Here is a 21,104-nt window from a genome sequence, read left to right as displayed (position 1 = left end):
CGAAGCTGAGCCAGCGCCGCTGTAGACCTCGCGGCCGATACGTAAATCGTCGTTCCTGATGGGCGGCCTCCGAGCCGACTGGGCGCGGTCCGGTGCCTGAGCGCCTACATCTATTCAGAGTTTTTCCGAGCATGACAAGCGACAATACCCAGATCATCGAGCGCAACCTGGTCGGCCAGCGCCAGGACGACAACGACGATGACGAAATTGACCTGTTGAAACTTTGGCAGACCGTCTGGCGCCGCAAGTGGAGCATCATCACCCTGGTGCTGGTGGTGACCATGGTGACGATCCTTGGGGTGCTCGCGATCACGCCGATCTATCGCGCAGCGGCAACGCTGCTGATCGAGGAAAAAGCCGCCAAGGTTGTTTCCATCGAACAGGTATACGGACTGGAAGGCGCGGGTACCGAATATCTGCAGACCCAGTTCGAACTGTTGAAATCCCGCGCTCTGGCCGAGCGTGTGGTGCGTCAGCTGAACCTGACCACCCACCCAGAGTTCGATCCGCGGCAGCAGCCCGAGCCGCTGATCGATGTGAGCGGCGTGCTGGCCAAGCTGGATTTCCGCAAGGCGATGCCCTTCACCATGCCGGGCGACCTTCAGAGTGGACTGGACACTACCGAAGCGGACATCTTCGATGCCGTCACTATCGAGTTCATGGAACGCATCAGCATCGCGCCGCAAGGCAAGAGCCAGCTGGTCAAGGTTCAGGTCGACATGGCCGACCCCTACACCGCTGCTCTGGCTGCAAACGCCCTGACCAATGGCTTTATCGAAACCCAGCTGGAAGCGACCATGGAAATGTCCATGACCGCTACCAATTGGATGAACAGCCGCCTCGGTGAGCTGCGTACCAAGCTCAAGAGCGCTGAAGACCGCCTGCAGGCGTTCCGCGAAAAGGAAAACCTGGTTGATGTCGACGGCGTCACCACCATCAGCGCGGCCGAGCTGTCGCTGACCGGTGATCGCATGATTGATGCACGTAGCCAGCGCGCTGAGGCCGAAAGCCAGTATCGCCAGGTGCAGAGCATGCGCAACGGCGGCTGGGAGCGGCTGGCGACCATCCCCGCAGTACTGGGGCATCCGCTGATTCAGCAATTCAAGGCGGAGCAGGCCAAGGCCCAGGCGAAGGTTGAGGAGCTCTCCAAACGCTATGGTCCGGGTCATCCGGCGATGGCCGCCGCGCGCTCTGACCTCAGCGCCGCCTCGGGTAGCTTGCGCGGGCAAGTTGAACAGATCGTTGCCGGTATCGAGCGCAATTACCAACTGGCACTGGCCAACGAGAATTCACTGCAGGCCTCGTTCAATTCCAATAAATCGAAAATTCAGGACATCTCCCGCAAGGAGTTCCAGCTGCGTGAACTGCAGCGTGAAGTCGACGGCAACCGTGCGCTGTACGACACCTTCATGACCCGTCTGAAGGAAACGGCCGCCACCTCCGACATGGACAGCGCCAATGCCCGCGTCGTCGACAAGGCCGTTGTGCCGAACGAGCCGATCAAACCGAAGAAGTCGCTTATCGTCGCCATCGCCGCGCTGCTGGCGCTGTTTGTCGGCGTCGGCCTGACCTTGCTGCTGGACGCCCTGAGCAACACCTTCAAGAGCACGGAAGCGGTGGAAGGGCGCCTGAACATTCCGGTGTTCGGCATCCTGCCAATGATCAAGCAAGGCGAGCGCAGCGACATGGCGCGGCTGTTCACCACCGACAAGGACAAGAGCTTCTCCGAGTCCATCCGTACCATTCGCACCGGCGTCGTGCTGTCGGCCATCGACCACCCGCACAAGGTCATGGTCATCACTTCGTCGATTCCGGGGGAGGGCAAGAGTACCGTTTCGGTCAACCTGGCCTTCGCCCTGGGCCAGATGGAGCGCGTGCTGCTGATCGACGCCGACCTGCGCCGCCCGACGCTGGCCAAGAGCTTCGACTTCCCGGTGGGCACGCCAGGCCTGGCCAACCTCATCGCCGGCAACGCCAAACTTGAGGAGTGCATCAAGACCGTGGACGGCATCGACATGATCTGCGCCGGCACCGTACCGCCAAACCCGCTGGAACTGCTCTCCTCGCAGCGTTTTGCCAAGGCCATCGAAGTGCTCAAGGGCCGTTATGACCGCATCATCATCGACTCGCCACCGACCCAGGCCGTCAGCGATGCCATCGTCCTCTCCACCCTGGCCGACTCGCTGATCTACGTGATCAAGTCCGACTCCACCCACATCCCGCTGGTAGAGAAGGGCGTAGGCCAACTGCTGCAGAACAACGCCCCGGTCAAAGGCATCGTCCTCAACCAGGTAGACATCAAAAAGGCGCAGAAATACGGCTACAGCTACGGCGGCTACTACGACTACTACGGCTACAGCAGCAACAAAACCGCCTGACCCGTACGGCCTCTATCGGTGGCCAAAAAAGCGTTGGCCACCTACGCCACAAGCCCACGTCCCGTAGGGTGGATGTCGCTTTCCACATCCACCATAGCCACCATTCGGTGAATCGATAAAGCGCGAACCACCCTACGACACTGCACCGCTCCGCGGGCGCGCGCCCGCGGCGAATGCAGGCCAAGGCCTACCACAACCCAGGACCGTAGGATGGATGTCGCTTTCCACATCCACCATAGCCACCATTCGGTGAATCGATAAAGCGCGATCCACCCTACGACACTGCACCGCTCCGCGGGCGCGCGCCCGCGGCGAATGCAGGCCAAGGCCTACCACAACCCAGGACCGTAGGATGGATGTCGCTTTCCACATCCACCATGGCCGCCAATCGGTGGATCGATAAAGCGCGATCCACCCTACGACACTGCACCGCTCCGTGGGAGGCGCGCCCCCGCGGCGAATGCAGGCCAAAGGCTTGCCACAACCCAGCCACACCGAACCACCATTTTAAAAAACCTCACAACGAACTCACCGCTCCCACAACCAGACCCCCATCACCATGATCGACCTCCACAACCACCTGCTCCCCGGTATCGACGACGGGGCGCCTGACCTCGAAACCTCGCTTGCCCTGGCGCGCATGGCGGTGCGTGACGGCATCACCCACCTGGTCTGCACACCGCATATCCACCCCGGCCGCTACGACAACACCCCGGCAACCATCGCTGCCGCCAAGGCCGAACTGGTGGCCGGCTTGCTACAGGCCGGTATCGATCTGCACATAAGCACCGCCGCGGAAGTCCGCTTCGGCATGGAGCTGATGGTCGGCATCGCCCAGAACGAAATCCCCTTCCTGGGTGAATGGGAGGGCAAAAAGGTCCTGTTGCTGGAATTCCCCCACGGCGAAATCCCCTTTGGCGCCGAACGGCTCACGGCTTGGCTGTTGCAGCGCAACATCATCCCGATGATCGCCCACCCCGAACGCAACAAAGGCCTGCTGCGCACCCCAAGCAAGCTCAAGTCGTTCCTCGACCAAGGCTGCCTGCTCCAGGTTACAGCCGCCTCGGTAGCCGGCGGCTTCGGGCCGGCAGCGCAAGAGCTTGCACATAGCCTGTTGGAAGAGGGCGTCGTCACCATCCTGGCTACCGACGCCCACAACCAGCAGTACCGCCCGCCACTGCTCAGCGAAGGCATGCAACATGCCGCCCGCCTCATCGGCGAGGCCAAGGCCGAGGCGCTGGTCAGGCACAACCCCTGGCAAATCGCCCAACACCACTTCCAATGACAGAACACACTCAAGGCCGGGCGAGCCGCCGGGTACGCCGGCATTCGCGCTCCCAAACGGAAAACGTGAAAAGCGTCACGCAAAAAGGCCTGGCGCTCGTCGTGCTGCTGCTCATGCTCATGCTGGCCTACACGGGCGGCCGCATGACACTCGCCGGCATGGCCAGCTACCAGACAGAAATCTTCCTCAAAGACTGGGCCAGCAAAGGCCAGGAACCGACCCCCCGCGCCTGGGCCGTCGCCCAGGCCGCTGCACAACGCGCGGTAGACCTGTACCCGACCGCCAACGGCGAATACCTGGACCGGCTAGGCCGCGTCTACAGCTGGCAACAGTTCACCCAAACCTTCGGAAATCCCGAGGCCCAGGCATCGCGACTGGCCGCACTGGACAGCTATCGCGCCTCCACCCAGGCACGCCCGACATGGCCCCACACCTGGTCCCGGCTGGCGCATACCAAGCTGCAACTGGCCCAGTTCGATGACGAATTCCGCCAGGCACTTGGCCAGGCAAGCGACCTGGGGCCATCACGCATCGAAGTGCAGCGTGAAGTGGTAACTATCGCCTTCGCGGCCTGGCCGCAGTTGACCAAAAGCGAGCGCGAGCGCTTTCTCGAATCCGCCCGTTTCAACGTTGCCTACGGCCCGCGTGATGCGCAGTACACGCAAGCACTCGCCGCGCAACACGGCCTGACCGATACCCTTTGTAACAGCCTTGATGCATCGCTCAAGGCCACCCGCAAGCTCTGCCAGTGAAGGCAGCACGTTTTCGAGGAACTTGCTTGTGACGCAGTTTGACTCCAGCACCTACAGGGTAATCGCGCAAAGCCAGCCGCAATCGGCGCAGCGTCGCGCAGTAGGCGTGCACAGGGCGCAAACGCTGTCTGGTCGTGGCCTGACATTCTGGCTGCAGTGGCTTACCGCCAACGTGGCGCTGACGCTGTTGCTGGTGACGCTGGCGGACATCAAGACAGGGACCATCGACCCGCACTATCGCATCCTGGTGATCGTGACGCTGTTTGGCTCCGTGCCGGTCTACTCGCTGCTGCAGGTGTACTACAAGCAGCATGGCTACCTGATCGGTCTTGCCCGGCTCTTGGGCGCATGGCTGGTGCTGCTGGCCGGGTTGACCGCGTTGGCCTTCGTCACCAAAACCAGCGAGCTGTATTCCCGCGAGGTGATCCTGCTCTGGGCTGTGCTGGGTTTTGCCGCCCAGGCCGCCATCTTCCTGCCGCTGCACAAACTCGCACGGCGCTATTGGCAGGAACAACAGGCGCAACGCACCTCGCTGATCGTCGGATATCCGCATCGCCCACTGCCCCGAACGTGTTTTGCCCGGCCATGTATTGCGCGAACTGGTACAGAACGACCGCGTGATTGGTGGCATGACGCCCAAATGCTCGGAAGCTGCGACAAGCCTGTACAAGCTGTTCAGGCAGGGCGAGTGCGTGATCACTAACGCCCGCACCGCCGAAATGTGCAAGCTGACGGAAAACAGCTTTCGCGACGTCAACATCGCCTTCGCCAACGAGCTGATCCGCCTGGCTAACCGCTATCCCCGCGTGAATATTCTGCAACCCGGCCCCGGCGTGGGCGGCCACTGCATTGCCGTTGACCCCTGGTTTATCGTCAGCAAAACACCGGAAGAAGCGCGGCTGATCCGCACTGCAAGGGAAGTGAACGACAGCAAGCCGGAATGGGTAATCAATAAGGCCAAACAGGCGGTTGCGGAATACCTGATGGAAAACCCGGATAAAACCGCGAAGGACGTGACCATTGCCTGCTTTGGGCTGGCATTTAAGCCGGATATTGATGATTTGAGGGAAAGTCCGGCTTTGGCGATTACTCAGCAGATCGCAGCCACCCATCCTGGGCCGGTGTTGGCCGTGGAGCCGAATATCAGGGCGTTACCGGCAAGCCTTGAAGGCCGGCTGCGACTCGTTGCACAACAGGAGGCTGAGCAGTACGCCGCTATCAACGTGCTGCTGGTTGACCACCAGCAGTTCAGGAGTGCCAGCACAACTGCCAGCCAATCTGGCAGCGTCATAGATACCCGCGGCATCTGGTCAGCCTGAATGCGCAACAAACGAATCCTGAAAAATACGCTGGCGCTCTACAGTCGTCAGATCGTCATAGTGCTGATCAACCTGTACGCACTGCGTGTAGTGTTGAACGCCTTGGGTGTGGGCGACTTCGGCATCTACACCGCCGTGGCCGGCTTTGTCACCCTTCTCAGCTTCCTGCCCGGCACCATGGCCTCTGCCACCCAACGCTTTTTCGCTTACGCCATAGGCCAGCAGGATGATCTCAAGCTAAAGCAAACCTTCAGCGTAAACTGGGTGCTATATCTGGCAATCGGCCTGATTGCCCTGCTACTGCTACAGACCATAGGCCTGTGGTTTGTCACAGAAGAATTAAATCTGCCAACAGATCGCAGGCTGGCAGCCCTGCATGTCTACCAATTGGTTGCCTTGGGTTTTGTCGCTAGCATCCTGGCATCGCCGTTCATAGCCATCCTCATCGCCCATGAGGACATGCACCTGTATGCGCTGGTTTCAGTGATAGAGGCCGTACTCAAGCTGGGAGCTGCAATGCTGCTGTCGCGAGCGGCCGGTGATGTGCTTGTACTCTATGCCGGATTTCTATTGATTACGGCCCTAATCACCACGACCATTTACATCGGCATCTGTTTGAAAAAGTATGCCGAATGCCAGTTCCGCAAAATCCATTGGGACAGAGCACAGCTCAAAGAAACCCTCGACTTCACGGGCTGGACGCTCTTCGGCCAGCTCACCACGGTATTCCGCAACCAGGCGGTTACCGTACTGATCAACCAGTTGTTCAACCCTGCGACAGTTGCTGCGCGAGCCATCGCGCTGACGGTGGCCGGTCAGGCCATGGTCTTCTCACAGAACCTGAACACCGGCCTGTATCCCCCGATCATCAAAAGCTACGCAGCCGATCAGAAGGACGAAATGTTCAACCTGATCCTAAATGGCTCAAAACTTACGTTCTTTCTGATGTGGGTCTTTGCCCTGCCGATGATGCTCGAAATGGAAGCCATCCTGACCCTCTGGCTGGCCACACCACCTCCGGAGGCCGTGTTGTTCACGCAATTGGCATTGGTTGAATCGTTGATCCTCTCTTTCAGCCTGCCGCTTGCCACCGCAGCCCGGGCGCCCGGCAAAATGAAACTGTACGAGCTGTCTCTGGGTAGCATTCAAGTGGCGATCTTTGGGGCATCCTGGGCAGTGCTTGAGGCGGGCTACCCGGCGTACGCCGTGTTTATCGTCGCCATCATCGCCAACCTGCTGATGTTCAAGGTTCGCCTGCTGCTCGTAAAAGGCCTGATTGGCCTTCCAATGACACCCTACTACCTAAAAGTTCTGTATCCGCTCGGCATTGTCACCCTGCTGTCGGCAACACCCGCGCTCCTGCTCAAGCAATGGACAACCGATGGCTTGCTCGGCTCAGCGGCCGTCGTAATGGTGAGCGTCATTGGCACCACGCTCTTCACCTATTACTTCGGTCTCGACAAGGCTTGGCGTACAAAAATAAAAGCGCTGATCCTTTTGCGCGTAGCAGGAAAAGGGGCGAACGCATGAAAGTGCTGGTACTCGGCGGCACGGGCGCAATGGGCGTTCACTTGGTGGATTTGCTGGCCCAGAAGGCTTCGCGGGTTGTGGTGACTTCGCGCAGCAAAGCCGGCCAGCTTGGCAACGTGCAATACCTTAAGGGCGACGCGCAGGACGAGCTATTTCTCAGAGGGCTGCTCAGCGAAACCTGGGACGCGATCATCGATTTCATGGTCTATCCGACCAGTGTTTTCAAGCAACGCTATCAGCAATTCCTGAATGCTACGGGCCATTACATTTACCTAAGCTCCGCGCGCGTGTATGCGCAATCCCCAACGCCCATTACCGAAGACAGCCCGCGCCTGCTGGATGTATGTACGGATAAGGATTACCTCGCGACCGACGAATATGCGCTGTCCAAGGCACGTCAGGAGAACCTCCTGCTCGACGCCAACAGCAGCAATTGGTCGATTGTTCGCCCCTACATCACCTTCAGCGCGCAGCGCCTGCAACTAGGAGTACAGGAGAAGGAAGACTGGTTGTACCGGGCGCTTAACGGCCGGACCATCCTGGATTCGAAGGACATTCAGTCAAAACGCACCACGCTCACCTACGGGCTGGATGTGGCCAATGGTATTCAGGCACTGGTTGGCGCCCCCGGCGCCCATGGCCAGGCCTTCCATATCACGGCGAACACTTCGCTAGCGTGGTCCGACGTACTGCGCGTCTACCTGCAAGTGCTCCAGACTCACTTGGGCTCAAAGCCAGAAGTGGTACTGCAAGCGATGGATGAATTCACGCGCTGGCGCTCAGGCAAGTACCAAATCCTCTACGACCGCCTTTACAACCGCGAATTCGACAACAGCAAAATCCGCCGCTTTGTAGATACCTCGCACTTTACCGACCCACTATCGGGGTTGGCGCAGTGCCTTGAACAGTTCCTTACAGCGCCCAGCTTCTTGGCCATCAACTGGCGCGTTGAGGCCACCAAGGATCGCATGCTGGCAGAGCACACCCCCTTTAAGGCCATACCTGGATGCAAAAATGCCGCCAAGTATTGGCTCTTCCGTCACACACCTCTTGCGACATTACTTCAGCATAAATACCAATGACCTATAACTACGCCTACACCCGGGAAAAGAATGCACAGGTCATCCTGTACCTGCTGAAGGCCCACAACATCAGGCACGTGATTGCATCCCCCGGCACCACCAATACAGCGCTGGTGTCCAGCATGCAGCAGGACCCGCACTTCATCATGTATTCCTCCGTGGACGAACGCTCCGCCGCCTACATGGCCTGCGGACTGGCGGCGGAGCTGAATGAGCCAGTGGTCATCAGCTGCACTGGGGCTACTGCCTCACGCAACTACCTGCCCGGCATGACCGAAGCCTTCTACCGAAAGCTGCCAGTGCTGGCCATTACCTCAATGCAGGCATTCAGCAGAGTCGGTCATCACGTCGCACAGGTGATTGACCGAAGCTCCATGCCGAAAGATGCCGTAACGCTGAGCGTTGAACTCCCCATCGTTAAAGATGACGAGGACGTCTGGGACTGCGAGATCAAGGTCAACAAAGCCATTTTGGAACTCAAACGCCATGGCGGCGGGCCGGTACACATCAATCTGCCCACTACCTACAGCAAACCCTATGACGTCAAACAGTTGCCCGATTACCGGGTGATCGAACGGATCAGCGAACAAGACCGTTTTCCCGAACTGGGCACGCCGGATCACAGGAAAATAGCCGTCTTCGTCGGCGCTCACAAAACCTGGAGCAAAGCCGAAACCGAGGCCTTGGAAAGCTTCTGCGAGCAATATGGTGCCGTGGTGTTCTGTGATCACAGCAGTGGCTACCAGGGCAAAAACCGCCTGCTATTCGCCCTCGCAGCCGCACAGACCATGCTCGACAAGAGCCCCTGCCAGCCGGATGTGTTGATCCACATCGGCGAGGTAACTGGTGACTACGCCACCCTTGGCATGGCCGGCAGGCAAGTCTGGCGGGTCAGTGAAGACGGCGAGATCAGGGACACCTTCAGAAAGCTGCGCTATGTGTTCGCCATGCCCGAGCAGGCATTCTTTGCCCACTATGCCGGGCAGGCCGCAGGTCAGGCACCGGTCAACGCCGGCTATTACGAACAGTGCCGCCAGCAACTGCAGGCCATTCGCGACAATCTGCCTGAGTTGCCTCTGTCGAACGCCTGGCTGGCCAGCCAGCTGGCCCACCGCATACCGGCAGGCTCGACCATACATTTCGGTATTCTCAACAGCCTGCGCTGCTGGAACTTCTACGAGCTGCCAGCCAGCGTCACTGCCGCCTCGAATGTCGGCGGCTTTGGCATTGATGGCGGCCTCTCATCGCTGATTGGCGCCTCGCTGGCCAACCCAAACAAACTCTACTTTGCGGTGATCGGCGACCTGGCCTTTTTCTACGATCTCAACGTACTGGGCAACCGACATGCCGGCAATAATCTGCGCATACTGCTGGTCAACAACGGCAAAGGCACCGAGTTCCGCCAGTACAATCACCACGCAGCTTACTTCGGTGAAGGTGCCGAAGAGTTTGTGGCAGCTTCCGGCCACTTTGGCTGCAAATCTCCAACCTTGGTAAAGAACTTTGCCACCGATCTTGGCTATGAGTACCTGGCGGCTACCAGCAAGGAAGAGTTTGCCGTCCACTACCAACGCTTCATCGCCCCCGAAGTTGGCGGCAAATCGATCATCTTCGAAGTATTCACCGACAGCGAACTGGAAAGTCAGGCACTGGAAAGTATCCAGAACATTGCCTCAAACCCGGCGGGCAAGACCAAGGAAATGGCCAAGAAACTGCTGGGCCCGAAAGGCATAGAAACCGTCAAACGTTTACTGAAGCGCTGAATAATCCATGAAAATCGCCATCATGACCCAGCCGCTGGGTAAAAATTACGGCGGCATCATGCAGGCTTGGGCACTGCAACAAGTGCTGAAGCGTATGGGGCACGAAGTTGTCACCATTGACCGCCAACCCGACCAACCCGGCTTGGCCTACAAGGCCGCCCGCATCGCCTACCGCGCGGGTATGAAAGCCATCGGCAAGCGCAAAGCGCCGATCAACTTCGAAAAGCACCTGCCAACCATACTGCAGCACACTCGACGTTTCATCGATCAACATCTCACCATGTCCGAGCCGCTGTACAGTACGCAGCAGCTCAGGGACCATTTTGATCGTGAAAATTACGACGCAGTGATCGTTGGCAGCGACCAAACCTGGCGGCCTCAATATTCACCCAACATCTACAACTTCTTCCTGGATTTTCTAGAAGACAAGGATATCCTGCGCATCGCCTATGCTTCATCCTTTGGAGTGGATACATGGGAATACACTAGAAAGCAAACAGAGCGCTGCGCCCAACTTGCTAAAAAATTCAACATCGTCAGCGTACGTGAAATCTCAGGCATTCATCTTTGTGAAGAGCATTTCGGCGTGGCGGCCTCCCATGCCTTGGACCCTACACTCCTGCTAGACAAGTCCGACTATGAACAGCTGATTGATCCACAGCATCTGAAAGAAAACCCATATGGTATCTTCACTTATTTTCTAGATAAAACATCTGAGAAAACTGAGTTGGCAAAAAAAGTTAGCGAAGAAATGGATGAAACACTCTACGAGTGTCCAACTGAAAATTTCGCTGAATCAGATCTGACCAACTATAAAAAACCACCTGTAGAGGACTGGCTCTCCGGCCTTTATAACGCGAAATTCGTGCTGACCGACTCATTCCACGGCATGGTTTTCGCAATCCTGTTTGGAAAGCCTTTTAAGGTGATATTAAACAGCAGCAGAGGCGCGACCAGATTTACATCCCTGGCGCGCATGATAGCCGAAGAAGGCGAATCAATACACATATCGACTGCGAGCATAGAACGACATATACCATCCCCAAGTGGGCACTCAGTTAATATTCAGCGCGCACCGTCACTCCAGCAATTTAAGAACCTACATAATACTGCCAAGCCGAGCAGGTTTATTGCTTCATAAACGCCGCCCTCAGCCACCAACTTTAGAGGCACCAAGCCTAAAGAGCAATAACGTGAATACCGCCACCAAAAAAACAAAGAAAACCATATCAGTCATAATTACCGTATACGAAGAATACGAGTATCTGAGACAGGCGATAGAATCCGTCCTCAGCCAGAAACTTTTACCAGATCAAATCATTGTCATTGACGACGGGAGCAGACTGGATACTGCCAAACATATAACATTTGAATTTTCTGGTAAAACAAAAAACATCGAAATCGTATACTTCAAGAAGATTAACGGAGGCGTTTCCAGCGCAAGAAACTACGGGCTACAAAAGGCATATGGCGACTGCATTGCATTCTTGGATGTGGACGATAAAATGCTACCTAACAATCTCGAAGATAAATATGAGATTCTAAAAAAATTAGACAGCGAATATTTTGGAGTTTACGGAGCAGGCATAACATCCGAAGGCAAGACGCAGGTCTTCTCTAGCAAAGATGGGATTATCGAGACGCACCTAATAGACGTAGAAGGGACGGGAGTCCCAGGTGCAGTTTATTATTACCTATTCAACAGATCAAATCTTATTTCAGTCGGCGGGTTCGATGAAACATTAAAATGCAACGAAGATTACGACATATTAATAAGACTATTTAAATCCCAAAAGAAATGCAAAGGCGCAACCGGAATCGGCTATTACAGAAACATCAGAAATAATTCTCTCTCCAGACCTAAAGACCCCTTGCCTCAACTTAATAACGTAATGGGCTTTTTAATAAAAGCAGAAAAAATGGAATTCTTCAGTCCTGAGCATTTAGGCTATAAAAGAATGGAATCCCATATGTATCCAGTCAAAACTCTTCTGCTGCGGGGAGATATTTTAAACTCCATAAAATACGCTAGGAAAGCTTTTAAATTCCACAAACCAGTTACAATCAAACAAAAGATTGTGTATCTCGCGTCTTTTTCCTTTATTTAAATTTACACTACTTTCGCAGGATAACTAAAACCAAGGGGCAGATTTATTTTCAGTTGCTGATCCACGCTGAGTTCTCCACGGAACGTGCAGGCACGCATGCCTAAGACGGGTCGCATCAGCTTACGCAACCATCCGCATCATCTGCCTGCAGAAATGAGCATAATCCGGGGGGCTTTGTAGCGCGGGATACCTATGATCAATAGTCGATTCGACAATCAAATCCAGAAGATCGCTGGGTTGCATATTGAGCGAAAGGGCTGAAAGGAATCCTGCGATTGGTAATAAACTCGCCGTAAAATAAATCTATACCCTTTTTAGCTCTATTGAGCGCGCTGTAAAAAATCACCATAACATAAAAACTGCAAAAGCCCCTGTACGTTTATAAATAAACCACACAGTGATAAAAGATGCTTCCACTCTTCGCCTTGGGCACTTATTTACTCTCAAGTTGGCTAATCTCATTAGCCCCACAGAGAAACACTTTAATTTACGAAAAATCCCGCGCATACAACGCCCACAATCTTATTTTTTTTACACTTCCCCCACTTATAATAGGATTGTATTTTATCGGCTTCAGACCTTTTAGCTCTGGCGGTGATACCGCAACTTATTTATCCGCCTTTGGGCGGATAGGAAACCCACTAACTGCTACCGAAGATGCGCGATACGGGACGGAAATATTATTTTGGCCCACACAGGCTTTATTAAAGAATCTATTTAATGAGCGAGGTTGGCTTGTTGCAAATTACCTTGTGATAGCATCCCTCACATATATAGCCTATAAAAAAACCCTCAAGGACACGAAACTATCACCGCTCATATTCGCCCTAGTCTTCACAACATTCTTTGCTGTATACACCGGCAACGCGATGCGGCAAGTATATTCAATACCTATTGGTCTGCTTGCCTTCCATTATTTCTATCAAAAAGAAACCAAAAAATTCCTCATATTTTCCGCACTTGCGACATGCTTCCATTGGTCGGCAGTTATAGTTTTTTTATATCCTGCTTTCGCTAGAGTGCCAAACAAAACGAAGTACTACATAGCACTACCGGTGCTCGCATTTGTAAGCTCTCCGCTTATTTCCATATTTATGGATACATTAGCTAGCGTTACTGGATTCAGTTGGCTCATAGAGAAAACCAACCTTTATTTCAAAGGAGACCGAATATCACACATCGGAGCAGCTTGGGAAACAACTAACTTCTGGCTATGCATTACTATCTACGCGGGACTATTGATAACAAATTCAATTAAATCATACGAAAAAATCTCAAAATACTTGCTCATGATTTTATCTTTAATGTTTTTTTTCATTAGCAACCCTGACATATCAGAAAGATATATGGTCTGGTTTATTTTTTCCGTGCCCATATCTGTGGCAATAATTATATCCACCATAAAAATACCTGCAGCAGCCAAGAACAGTGTATATAGTCTATTATTCTTAGCAATGGCTATACTTGTCTTCACTCGAGCAAGCGCCGTTGAAACACTCGGAATTGTGCTATGAAACAATGTTGTGTACTCATCCCATACTTTAACGATGACGACTCGTTGCTTACCTCTATCCATTCTATTGACAGAATCAGCAATGGACCTGATGTGATAGTGGTCGATGACGGAAGCACCAACAGCAAGGCTATCGATATAATTCCACGCTATAACGGATCCCTAAATATTCACCTCATTGAACTGGAGAAAAATCAGGGCATTGAGCATGCTTTAAACAAAGGATTGGAATTTTGCAGCAAGCACTATAAGTATGTAGCCCGACTCGACTGCGGAGACACTTGTAAGAACTCCAGGATCCAGAAACAAATAAACTTCCTAGAGCAGCACCCGTCTTATTGCCTTGTAGGAAGCTGGGCAGACTTCACGGACATGACCGGAAATAACATGTACACGTTGCGCCAACCAGAAACTCATAATCAGATAAAAAAAGCGATGTTTATTAATGCTGCCTTTACTCATCCTTCTGTAATGTTCCGAAGCAGCATTATTGGATCGGTAGGCTTATACCCCACTAGCTACCCAGCAGCAGAGGATTATGCTTACTTTTTCAAAATAATCAAAAAGCATAAAACCTATAACATCCAAGAATCCCTTGTGAACTGCACCATCAATCCCAACGGCATCTCCAGCAAAAAGAGAAAAATCCAAATAAAGAGCCGAATTAGAATTATCTTGAATAATTTTGATTGCAGCCCCATAGCCTTCTATGGCCTTTTTCGATCTATCTTTTTGCTCTATACCCCAAGGGGCTTTACTGTAGCCTTAAAAAAAATCCTTCAAAAAAACTAACTCACGCACCATCCCTCACCTGATTTACCTACACCCCCATTTCATTGCACACCATCAATCAACAACATAAAGTAAACCCGTGAAAATCACGCATATTATCGAAGCAACTGCTACGGGAACACTATCAATGGCAGCCCTCTTGGCGAATGCTCAAGTAAAGAGAGGCCACATCGTAAGCGTGATATATTCAGCCCGCTCAGAAACACCAAGAGAATTCAATAATCTATTTGACAAAGAGATAAAGCTTTTTCAAGTACAAATGAATTCGCCTAAAGAAAAATTAATCAGCATACTGCCGCTCAGAAAAACACTGAACTCCCTGTCACCCGACAAAGTATTTATGCACTCATCCTTTGCTGGTTTTCTGGGAAGGCTCGCTGCTCTTTTCACGCTGAACAAAACAAAATTTCTCTATATCCCACATTGCATATCTTTCATGAGGAAGGATATTGGGCAATTTAAAAAAATTGTCTTCATTACTCTTGAGTGGATAGGTTCATTAAAAAAATCCAGCTATATTGCCTGCTCCAAGAGCGAGCAACTTGCAATTCAAGCAGCTATCCCTTTTCGCAAATGTTACCTGGTTGAAAATGCCCTGGATTTCAGCTCCGTACCAGCCACAAGCAAATCATCGCTCACTAATGAACGTACGGTAATTACGGTCGGACAGATTCGCCTACAAAAAGGGCCTGAGCATTTTGCAGAAATTGCCAAAGCAGTCAGATCCAAAGACCCTTCTATCAATTTTCTCTGGGTGGGAGATGGTGACCCCCCCCTTCGCAAAATACTTGAATCTGCCGGAGTACGCATAAGCGGCTGGGCTTCAAAAGAGCAAGTTTGGGCGTTTCTATCCGAAGCCGATCTATATCTTTCAACTGCTCTTTGGGAAGGCATGCCAGTCTCTGTACTGGAAGCCATGTCCATTGGTGTTCCTGTGGTTGCATCAGATTGTGCAGGCAACATAGACGTGGTGGATCACGATAAAACCGGATGGCTATTCAATAAGAATGCGGATGCCGCTTCATTGATTATTAAGGCCTTCTCTCAGAAAGAACTATCTGCGGAAGTTGCGCAAAACGCGCTTCGTACTGCAAAAGAACGTTTTAACTTGAATCGTTACCTCAAGGACATGGAAGCACTGCTTTCGAAATAACGGAATCATTTTATGAAGGGCGGGCACGCTAGAACGCATTGCTGTCGCCGATCTGGACGCTGCGCTGCAGGCCGCAAGCCTGACAGGCAAAGCTGTGCGAGATTGCATCAGCGACTGAACCTGCCTGGTTCTCGCCCATTTCTTCATGTATTTGCCGGCGCATGTTCAATGCGCTGCAAGTAACCGTTACCTACTCAAAGAAGTTGATTGGCAGCTGTCGCGGATGTCGCTACGGCGCTGACGATACCGCCGTTTCATTGCTTGGAGGCATTGTGGAACTGACATTCAAACGAAGCAGAAGCCTGTCCCACCAGTATGGTTGGCTCAGTGCCAGGCTTGCGCAGTTGACCGATGCGGCTGCTACGGCATTGGCTGCCTATGTGGTTTATGTTGCCTATTTGAAGCAGTGGGTAATGGAGCCTCAGTATGTTTGGGGCGTGACGGTTGGCGTGTTGTTGGTGGCCATCGTGCTGCCCTCGATGGGGGTATACAACACTTGGCGGGGTCGGGTGCTAAGCCCGCTGCTCTTCAAGCTATTGATGGGGTATGTGATCGTCGGGCTGAGCTGTACCAGCCTGTTGTTCCTCACCGGCCTTTCGGAGTCGTTTTCACGGGTGTGGCTGGTGAGCACCCTTGCCGTCGCATTCCTTGGTTCAGTCTCGGCCCGAGCAGCCGTTTACCCGCTGCTCAAGCGCTATCGAATGCTGGGCCGCAACCGCCGCCATGTGGTGCTTATCGGCGACGCGCACTCCTGTGCCACGGCAGCCGGCCACTTGCAGGCTGAGCCAACCGCCGGTTTCGATATCAGCTCGATCTACCTGATGGGGGACGACACCGATAACGAGCTGGCGCAAAGCAAGCTCAGCTGGCTCCCCTATTCAGCCAGCCGTGTTCAGGATATTCAAAGCGACGAGGTGTGGATCTGCCTGTCGCTGGCAGAAGGAGAGCGGGTCAAGCAGACCATTGCTGATCTTGGTGTTACGGCGGCAAACGTGCGCTTCATGCCGAATATGCGTGACTTCCGCCTGATCAATCACAACATTTCCCACGTTGCCAACCTGTATCTGCTGGATATGAGCTGCTCGCCGATTTCGGGCGGAGCGCGTTTTCTCAAGGCTGTTGAAGACCGCGTTATCTCGGCGTTGATCCTGCTGATGATTTCGCCGGTGATGCTGGCCGTGGCGATTGGGGTAAAACTGTCGTCGCCCGGCCCGGTGTTCTACCGACAGGAGCGTGTGAGCTGGAACGGCAAGCCCTTCCAGATGCTGAAGTTTCGTTCGATGCCGGTGGACTCGGAAAAGACCGGCGTGACGTGGGGCGGCGCGCAAAGCAAGCAGACCACGAAGTTCGGTGCCTTTATCCGGCGCACAAGCCTGGATGAGCTGCCGCAATTCATCAATGTGCTCAAGGGCGATATGTCCATTGTCGGGCCTCGCCCCGAGCGGACGGTATTCGTGGACAAGTTCAAGTATGAAATTCCGGGCTATATGCAGAAGCATTTGATGAAGGCCGGTATTACCGGCTGGGCTCAGATTAACGGCTGGCGCGGCGATACCGACCTGGAAAAACGCATCGAATGCGACCTCTGGTATATCGAGAACTGGTCGTTGCTGCTGGACCTGCGGATCATCCTGCTTACGGTCTTCAAAGGGTTTATCAACAAAAACGCCTACTGAACCTCCGGGTGCGGCTTGCCCGAGGTTTTGGTATTTCATAGCGCCGGTGTGGCGCTTTTTTTATAAAGGGACGCATTTGTGACCTCGACAATCTTGGTGACCGGCGGCGCTGGCTATATCGGTTCCCACGCAACGCTTGCCCTGCTTGAGGCTGGGCATGATGTGGTGGTGCTGGACAATCTGTGCAATAGCTCGGTCGAGTCCCTTGAGCGGGTGGAGCGCATTTGCGGCAGGGCGCCAAGCTTCGTGCGTGGCGATATTCGTGATGCGGCGATGCTCGATCTGTTGTTTGCCACCCACAATATCAGTGCCGTACTGCACTTCGCCGGGCTCAAGGCCGTGGGCGAGAGCGTGCGTGAGCCGTTGGCCTACTACGAGAACAATGTGGCCGGCAGCATTTCGCTTTGCCGCGCCATGGCTCGGGCGGGCGTGTTCCGGCTGGTGTTCAGTTCATCGGCCACGGTGTACGGCGAGCCGGAGCGCATGCCTATTGCCGAAGATTTCCCCACCGGTACGCCGACCAACCCCTATGGCCGCTCCAAGCTGATGGTGGAGGAGGCGTTGCGCGACTTGGCGGCGTCCGACTCGCGCTGGGCGATTGCGCTGTTGCGTTATTTCAATCCGGTGGGTGCACACGAAAGTGGGTCGATCGGGGAATCGCCCAACGGTATACCGAATAACTTACTGCCGTACATAAGCCAAGTCGCTGTTGGCAAGCTCCGTGAACTGACGGTTTACGGCAATGACTATGCGACGCCGGACGGTACCGGTGTGCGTGACTATATCCATGTTGTGGACTTGGCCGAGGGGCATCTGAAGGCGCTGGCGCGCCTCACTTGCGGTACGGGCCTGCACGTGTGGAACTTGGGTACTGGTACAGGCTACAGCGTGCTGCAGATGATCCACGCGTTCGAACAGGCGTCAGGCCGATCGATTCCCTATCGCATCGCGCCACGTCGCCCCGGCGATATCGCTGAATGCTGGGCGGATCCTCGTAAGGCCGCCTCGGAATTGGGCTGGCAGGCCAGGCGAGGGATCGACGCGATGATGCGCGATACGTGGCGCTGGCAGCTGGGCAATCCGGATGGTTATGTTGATGAAGATTCAGTGCTGGAATCGGGTGTGCCGTTACCTCCGGCATCTATCGCCTCGTAAGTGATCTGCCTGTCGATGGCACACAGGCGCGGCCAAGACATTTCGCCCTTGATTTATCGCTTCGTGATGTCGAGGTCATGGCCGGTTTTGCTTTACCCAGTCGGTTTAGCGGCTCCCAGCTCGCCATCGTCGCGCTTTCCCTGACCATGCCTATACGTGGCACCTGCATTCCTTAATGCGGGTTAGCTTCTTCCTTCCTTTTGGTTTGCCGAGAGTCTCGATTGATGCGCTATTGGCGATTCCTGCCGTTGCTGGCTGTAACGGCAATCCTTCTCTATGCCGGGTTGCGGCCCGATCCGGTGCCGCAGGTGTTTGATCGGCAGGACAAACTGCACCACTTACTGGGCTTCGCTGGGTTGGCGTTCAGCATGCGGCTGGCTTTGCCACGCTGGTCTGTTGGCTGGATCTTTTCGCTGTGCTTGGCGACCGCCGTGCTGATCGAGCTCGCTCAGGGTTACCAGCCGCATCGCTTCGCCTCCCTGGCGGACATGGTCGCTAACATGCTGGGAGTAGGGGGCGGAATTGTAAGCTCGGTAGCCTGGCGTGGCATTTGCCGCCGCTGGGCTCGTCATCAGCACCCAATTACGGCAGTACAAATAGCCGTGAAGGGCCGCGCTTGAGGCCCGTTTATCCAAGCGCGCCGATATCTGACATAAGCCGCAACCAACGCCTGAGCTGACCGTTCATCGGCGTCGCCGTTTCGCTTGCAACGTTGTACATCCGCCTCGGTCCGTATTCATGTTCGGCGGGATTCGAGGAAGACGATCGCTTCGCCCGCTCCAGATGGATGAGGGCGAAATATGGCTAGTCGATTGAGGGGTGTCGAAACCGCAATTCTTCCGGTGTCTGGTTGGCATTCATCCGTACGTCTCGCACCGGCTGCGATTGTGTACGCCCTGCTGGCACTGCTGACGGGGTGCGCCAGTGAACCGGCTACGCCAGTCACGCGGGACGAGGCGCTTATCCACGTGCGGCTGGTCGACAAGATCGATTACAAACCCAGCATGAAGGCCTTTGGTCTGTCGCGTTGCGCCAATGGCGTGTGTGTCGTCGAGGTGTTGCGGGAGAACTATCCCTACTGCGTGGGGCACGAGATTCGTCACGTGTTCGAGGGCGACTGGCATGCCGGGCACGAGAGCACCGAGGGTTGCTGAGTCTAGCCGGTGGCAGTGGTCGGTGATTTCAGCCCCAACCCGGTGAGCCGGGTAGTGCTTGAACGCTCGCGGTTGGTTCTAGGCACTCGCTCCCGTGAGTGACTGCCGGCAAGTACTGCGATGGCGCAGACCACCACCAAAGTGGCGGCGTTGGCCGGTATCTGCAGATTGAAGTCGGTACTGGAGTGGATCAACAGCGAGATGATCCCCATCGCCGCACCGAAACCTACGCCACTTCGATAGATGGATTCGCGCTGCCACAGCGCACGCAGTGCCTGCCAAAGTGCGAGCAGCACGAAGGCGGCGAGCGGCAGGCTGCCAAGCAAGCCAAACTCGATGCCGAACTGAAGGTAGTCGTTGTGGGCGTGGTCGAAGTGCAACCGAATGTCCGGCCCCGGATACTTCGGAAAGACCGCCTCGAAACTGCCCGCACCCTGGCCGGTCAGCGGGCGTTCCAGCAGCAGCGGAATGGCATAGCCGAACACGTTATCACGCACCTCGTTGGCTTTCTGGACGACTTCGCCATCGACGATCTCATCCGTGAGCTGCGTGTTGAGTACACGGTCCTTCAGCCGCTCGAGGCCGAAGTACTGACTGATGACTAGGACATCGATCAGGATAAGGCTGATCAGGATGATGCTGTTGCGTAGGCGGTGTTCCTTGTCCAGCAGCACGAACAGGCCACCAACGATGAGCAGGCTGGCGAAAAACGCGGCATTGCCCATGCGCGAATGCGTCATCACCAGCGCAATGACCATCACCACCAACGCCAGACGCAACCGCGCCTTGGCGCCCATCAGCAATTCGAGCAGGTTGACCCAGCTGAACGGGCGGCTGTCACGCAGTGCCATTAGCAGGCCGATGCCGCAGGCCAGCGTCAGTTCCAGGTAGCCGGCCAGATGGTTGCGGTTGACGAAGGTGCCGGTGGCCACGCCGATGTAACTGGTTTTCGGCCCGATCAGCAGCCACTCGACACCCGACAAAGTCATCAGTGCACCCCAGAACGCCTGTAGTGTTCCGCTGACCACCAGGGTCGCCAGCAACAATGTCAGGCGTTTACGGGTATTAAAGAGGCTGATGATGAGTAGGAATAGCAGGCTGTAGGCAACGCCCAGGGACAGATACTGGAAGGTGGCGCCGTTATCGACGGTGAAGCCAAACAACCACTGCGCCGCCACCCAGAGCTGGCTGAGTAGCAGCAACGCCAACATCGGTCGCGCTGCTTTCATTGCGTTGGACGGCATGATTGGCTCGCCTGTGCGGGCTCTGTTTACCGCCCATAGTCCGCACAGGCCACCCACCAGCACAACCAGCACACCCACCGCCCAGTCACGATTGCTGCCCAGCGGTAGCGGCAGCCACACCAGGGTGAAAAGAACGAGGGCTACGAGCAGCCGTTCGAGGTGGTTGACGGGTGGAGGCATGACGGTTCGCCAGTCAGCGC

At 54.8% G+C, this 21,104-nt stretch carries 16 protein-coding genes and 2 pseudogenes; 17 read left to right on the top strand and 1 reads right to left on the bottom strand.

Annotation, left to right across the window (positions count from 1 at the left end):
• The first annotated feature begins 131 nt into the window (after window positions 1-131).
• The 17 genes and pseudogenes from BUE09_RS09115 to BUE09_RS09035 all read left to right on the top strand — a co-directional run bounded on the left by BUE09_RS09115 (window position 132) and on the right by BUE09_RS09035 (window position 19,660).
• A complete protein-coding gene (locus BUE09_RS09115) occupies window positions 132-2,378 on the top strand; it encodes a GumC family protein (protein WP_073300691.1) in 2,247 nt (748 codons plus the stop codon).
• 559 nt (window positions 2,379-2,937) lie between these two features.
• Window positions 2,938-3,663 (top strand): tyrosine-protein phosphatase, encoded by a 726-nt coding sequence (locus tag BUE09_RS09110; RefSeq protein WP_073300690.1) that lies wholly within the window; start codon window positions 2,938-2,940, stop codon window positions 3,661-3,663.
• Window positions 3,664-3,728: 65 nt separating this feature from the next.
• A complete protein-coding gene (locus tag BUE09_RS09105; protein ID WP_073300689.1) occupies window positions 3,729-4,415 on the top strand; it encodes a hypothetical protein in 687 nt (228 codons plus the stop codon).
• Window positions 4,378-4,902 (top strand): annotated as a pseudogene (locus tag BUE09_RS09100) (hypothetical protein); the annotation flags it as partial. The gene BUE09_RS09105 and the pseudogene BUE09_RS09100, both read left to right, overlap by 38 nt.
• A gap of 52 nt (window positions 4,903-4,954) precedes the next feature.
• A pseudogene (locus BUE09_RS09095) lies at window positions 4,955-5,734 on the top strand (nucleotide sugar dehydrogenase); the annotation flags it as partial.
• A complete protein-coding gene (locus BUE09_RS09090; protein ID WP_073300687.1) occupies window positions 5,735-7,264 on the top strand; it encodes an MATE family efflux transporter in 1,530 nt (509 codons plus the stop codon).
• On the top strand, window positions 7,261-8,346 hold the full coding sequence (locus tag BUE09_RS09085; protein ID WP_073300686.1) for an NAD-dependent epimerase/dehydratase family protein: 1,086 nt from the start codon (window positions 7,261-7,263) through the stop codon (window positions 8,344-8,346). Before BUE09_RS09090 ends, BUE09_RS09085 begins: the two co-directional genes overlap by 4 nt.
• Window positions 8,343-10,109 (top strand): thiamine pyrophosphate-binding protein, encoded by a 1,767-nt coding sequence (locus tag BUE09_RS09080; protein WP_073300685.1) that lies wholly within the window; start codon window positions 8,343-8,345, stop codon window positions 10,107-10,109. Before BUE09_RS09085 ends, BUE09_RS09080 begins: the two co-directional genes overlap by 4 nt.
• Before the next feature lie 7 nt (window positions 10,110-10,116).
• Window positions 10,117-11,250, top strand: coding sequence for a polysaccharide pyruvyl transferase family protein (locus tag BUE09_RS09075; RefSeq protein WP_143164648.1), 1,134 nt, complete (start codon window positions 10,117-10,119; stop codon window positions 11,248-11,250).
• Window positions 11,251-11,302: 52 nt separating this feature from the next.
• Entirely contained in the window at window positions 11,303-12,217 is a 915-nt protein-coding gene (locus BUE09_RS09070) for a glycosyltransferase family 2 protein (RefSeq protein ID WP_073300684.1), read from the top strand.
• A gap of 407 nt (window positions 12,218-12,624) precedes the next feature.
• On the top strand, window positions 12,625-13,731 hold the full coding sequence (locus BUE09_RS09065) for an EpsG family protein (protein WP_073300683.1): 1,107 nt from the start codon (window positions 12,625-12,627) through the stop codon (window positions 13,729-13,731).
• On the top strand, window positions 13,728-14,522 hold the full coding sequence (locus BUE09_RS09060) for a glycosyltransferase (protein ID WP_073300682.1): 795 nt from the start codon (window positions 13,728-13,730) through the stop codon (window positions 14,520-14,522). Before BUE09_RS09065 ends, BUE09_RS09060 begins: the two co-directional genes overlap by 4 nt.
• A 79-nt stretch (window positions 14,523-14,601) precedes the next feature.
• Window positions 14,602-15,675 (top strand): glycosyltransferase, encoded by a 1,074-nt coding sequence (locus tag BUE09_RS09055; protein ID WP_073300681.1) that lies wholly within the window; start codon window positions 14,602-14,604, stop codon window positions 15,673-15,675.
• A gap of 272 nt (window positions 15,676-15,947) precedes the next feature.
• Window positions 15,948-17,351 (top strand): undecaprenyl-phosphate glucose phosphotransferase, encoded by a 1,404-nt coding sequence (locus tag BUE09_RS09050; RefSeq protein WP_197675246.1) that lies wholly within the window; start codon window positions 15,948-15,950, stop codon window positions 17,349-17,351.
• Between the two features lie 78 nt (window positions 17,352-17,429).
• Window positions 17,430-18,506 carry a UDP-glucose 4-epimerase GalE gene (gene galE, locus BUE09_RS09045; RefSeq protein WP_143164647.1) on the top strand — a complete coding sequence of 359 codons (1,077 nt, stop codon included), beginning with the start codon at window positions 17,430-17,432 and terminating at the stop codon, window positions 18,504-18,506.
• A gap of 224 nt (window positions 18,507-18,730) precedes the next feature.
• On the top strand, window positions 18,731-19,126 hold the full coding sequence (locus tag BUE09_RS09040; RefSeq protein ID WP_073300680.1) for a VanZ family protein: 396 nt from the start codon (window positions 18,731-18,733) through the stop codon (window positions 19,124-19,126).
• Between the two features lie 180 nt (window positions 19,127-19,306).
• Entirely contained in the window at window positions 19,307-19,660 is a 354-nt protein-coding gene (locus BUE09_RS09035; RefSeq protein ID WP_143164646.1) for a hypothetical protein, read from the top strand.
• A 2-nt stretch (window positions 19,661-19,662) separates the two neighbouring features.
• Here BUE09_RS09035 and BUE09_RS09030 read toward each other — a convergent pair whose 3' ends face one another.
• The gene (locus BUE09_RS09030) at window positions 19,663-21,084 is read right to left on the bottom strand and encodes an O-antigen ligase family protein (protein ID WP_083380814.1); all 1,422 of its coding nucleotides are present in this window, start codon (window positions 21,082-21,084) and stop codon (window positions 19,663-19,665) included.
• Window positions 21,085-21,104: the final 20 nt, after the last annotated feature.

The organism is Stutzerimonas xanthomarina DSM 18231 (assembly GCF_900129835.1).
GTDB classification, from domain to species: domain Bacteria; phylum Pseudomonadota; class Gammaproteobacteria; order Pseudomonadales; family Pseudomonadaceae; genus Stutzerimonas; species Stutzerimonas xanthomarina.
The sequence above is the reverse complement of the archived record's forward strand: the minus strand, read 5'-3'. Positions and strand labels throughout refer to the sequence as shown.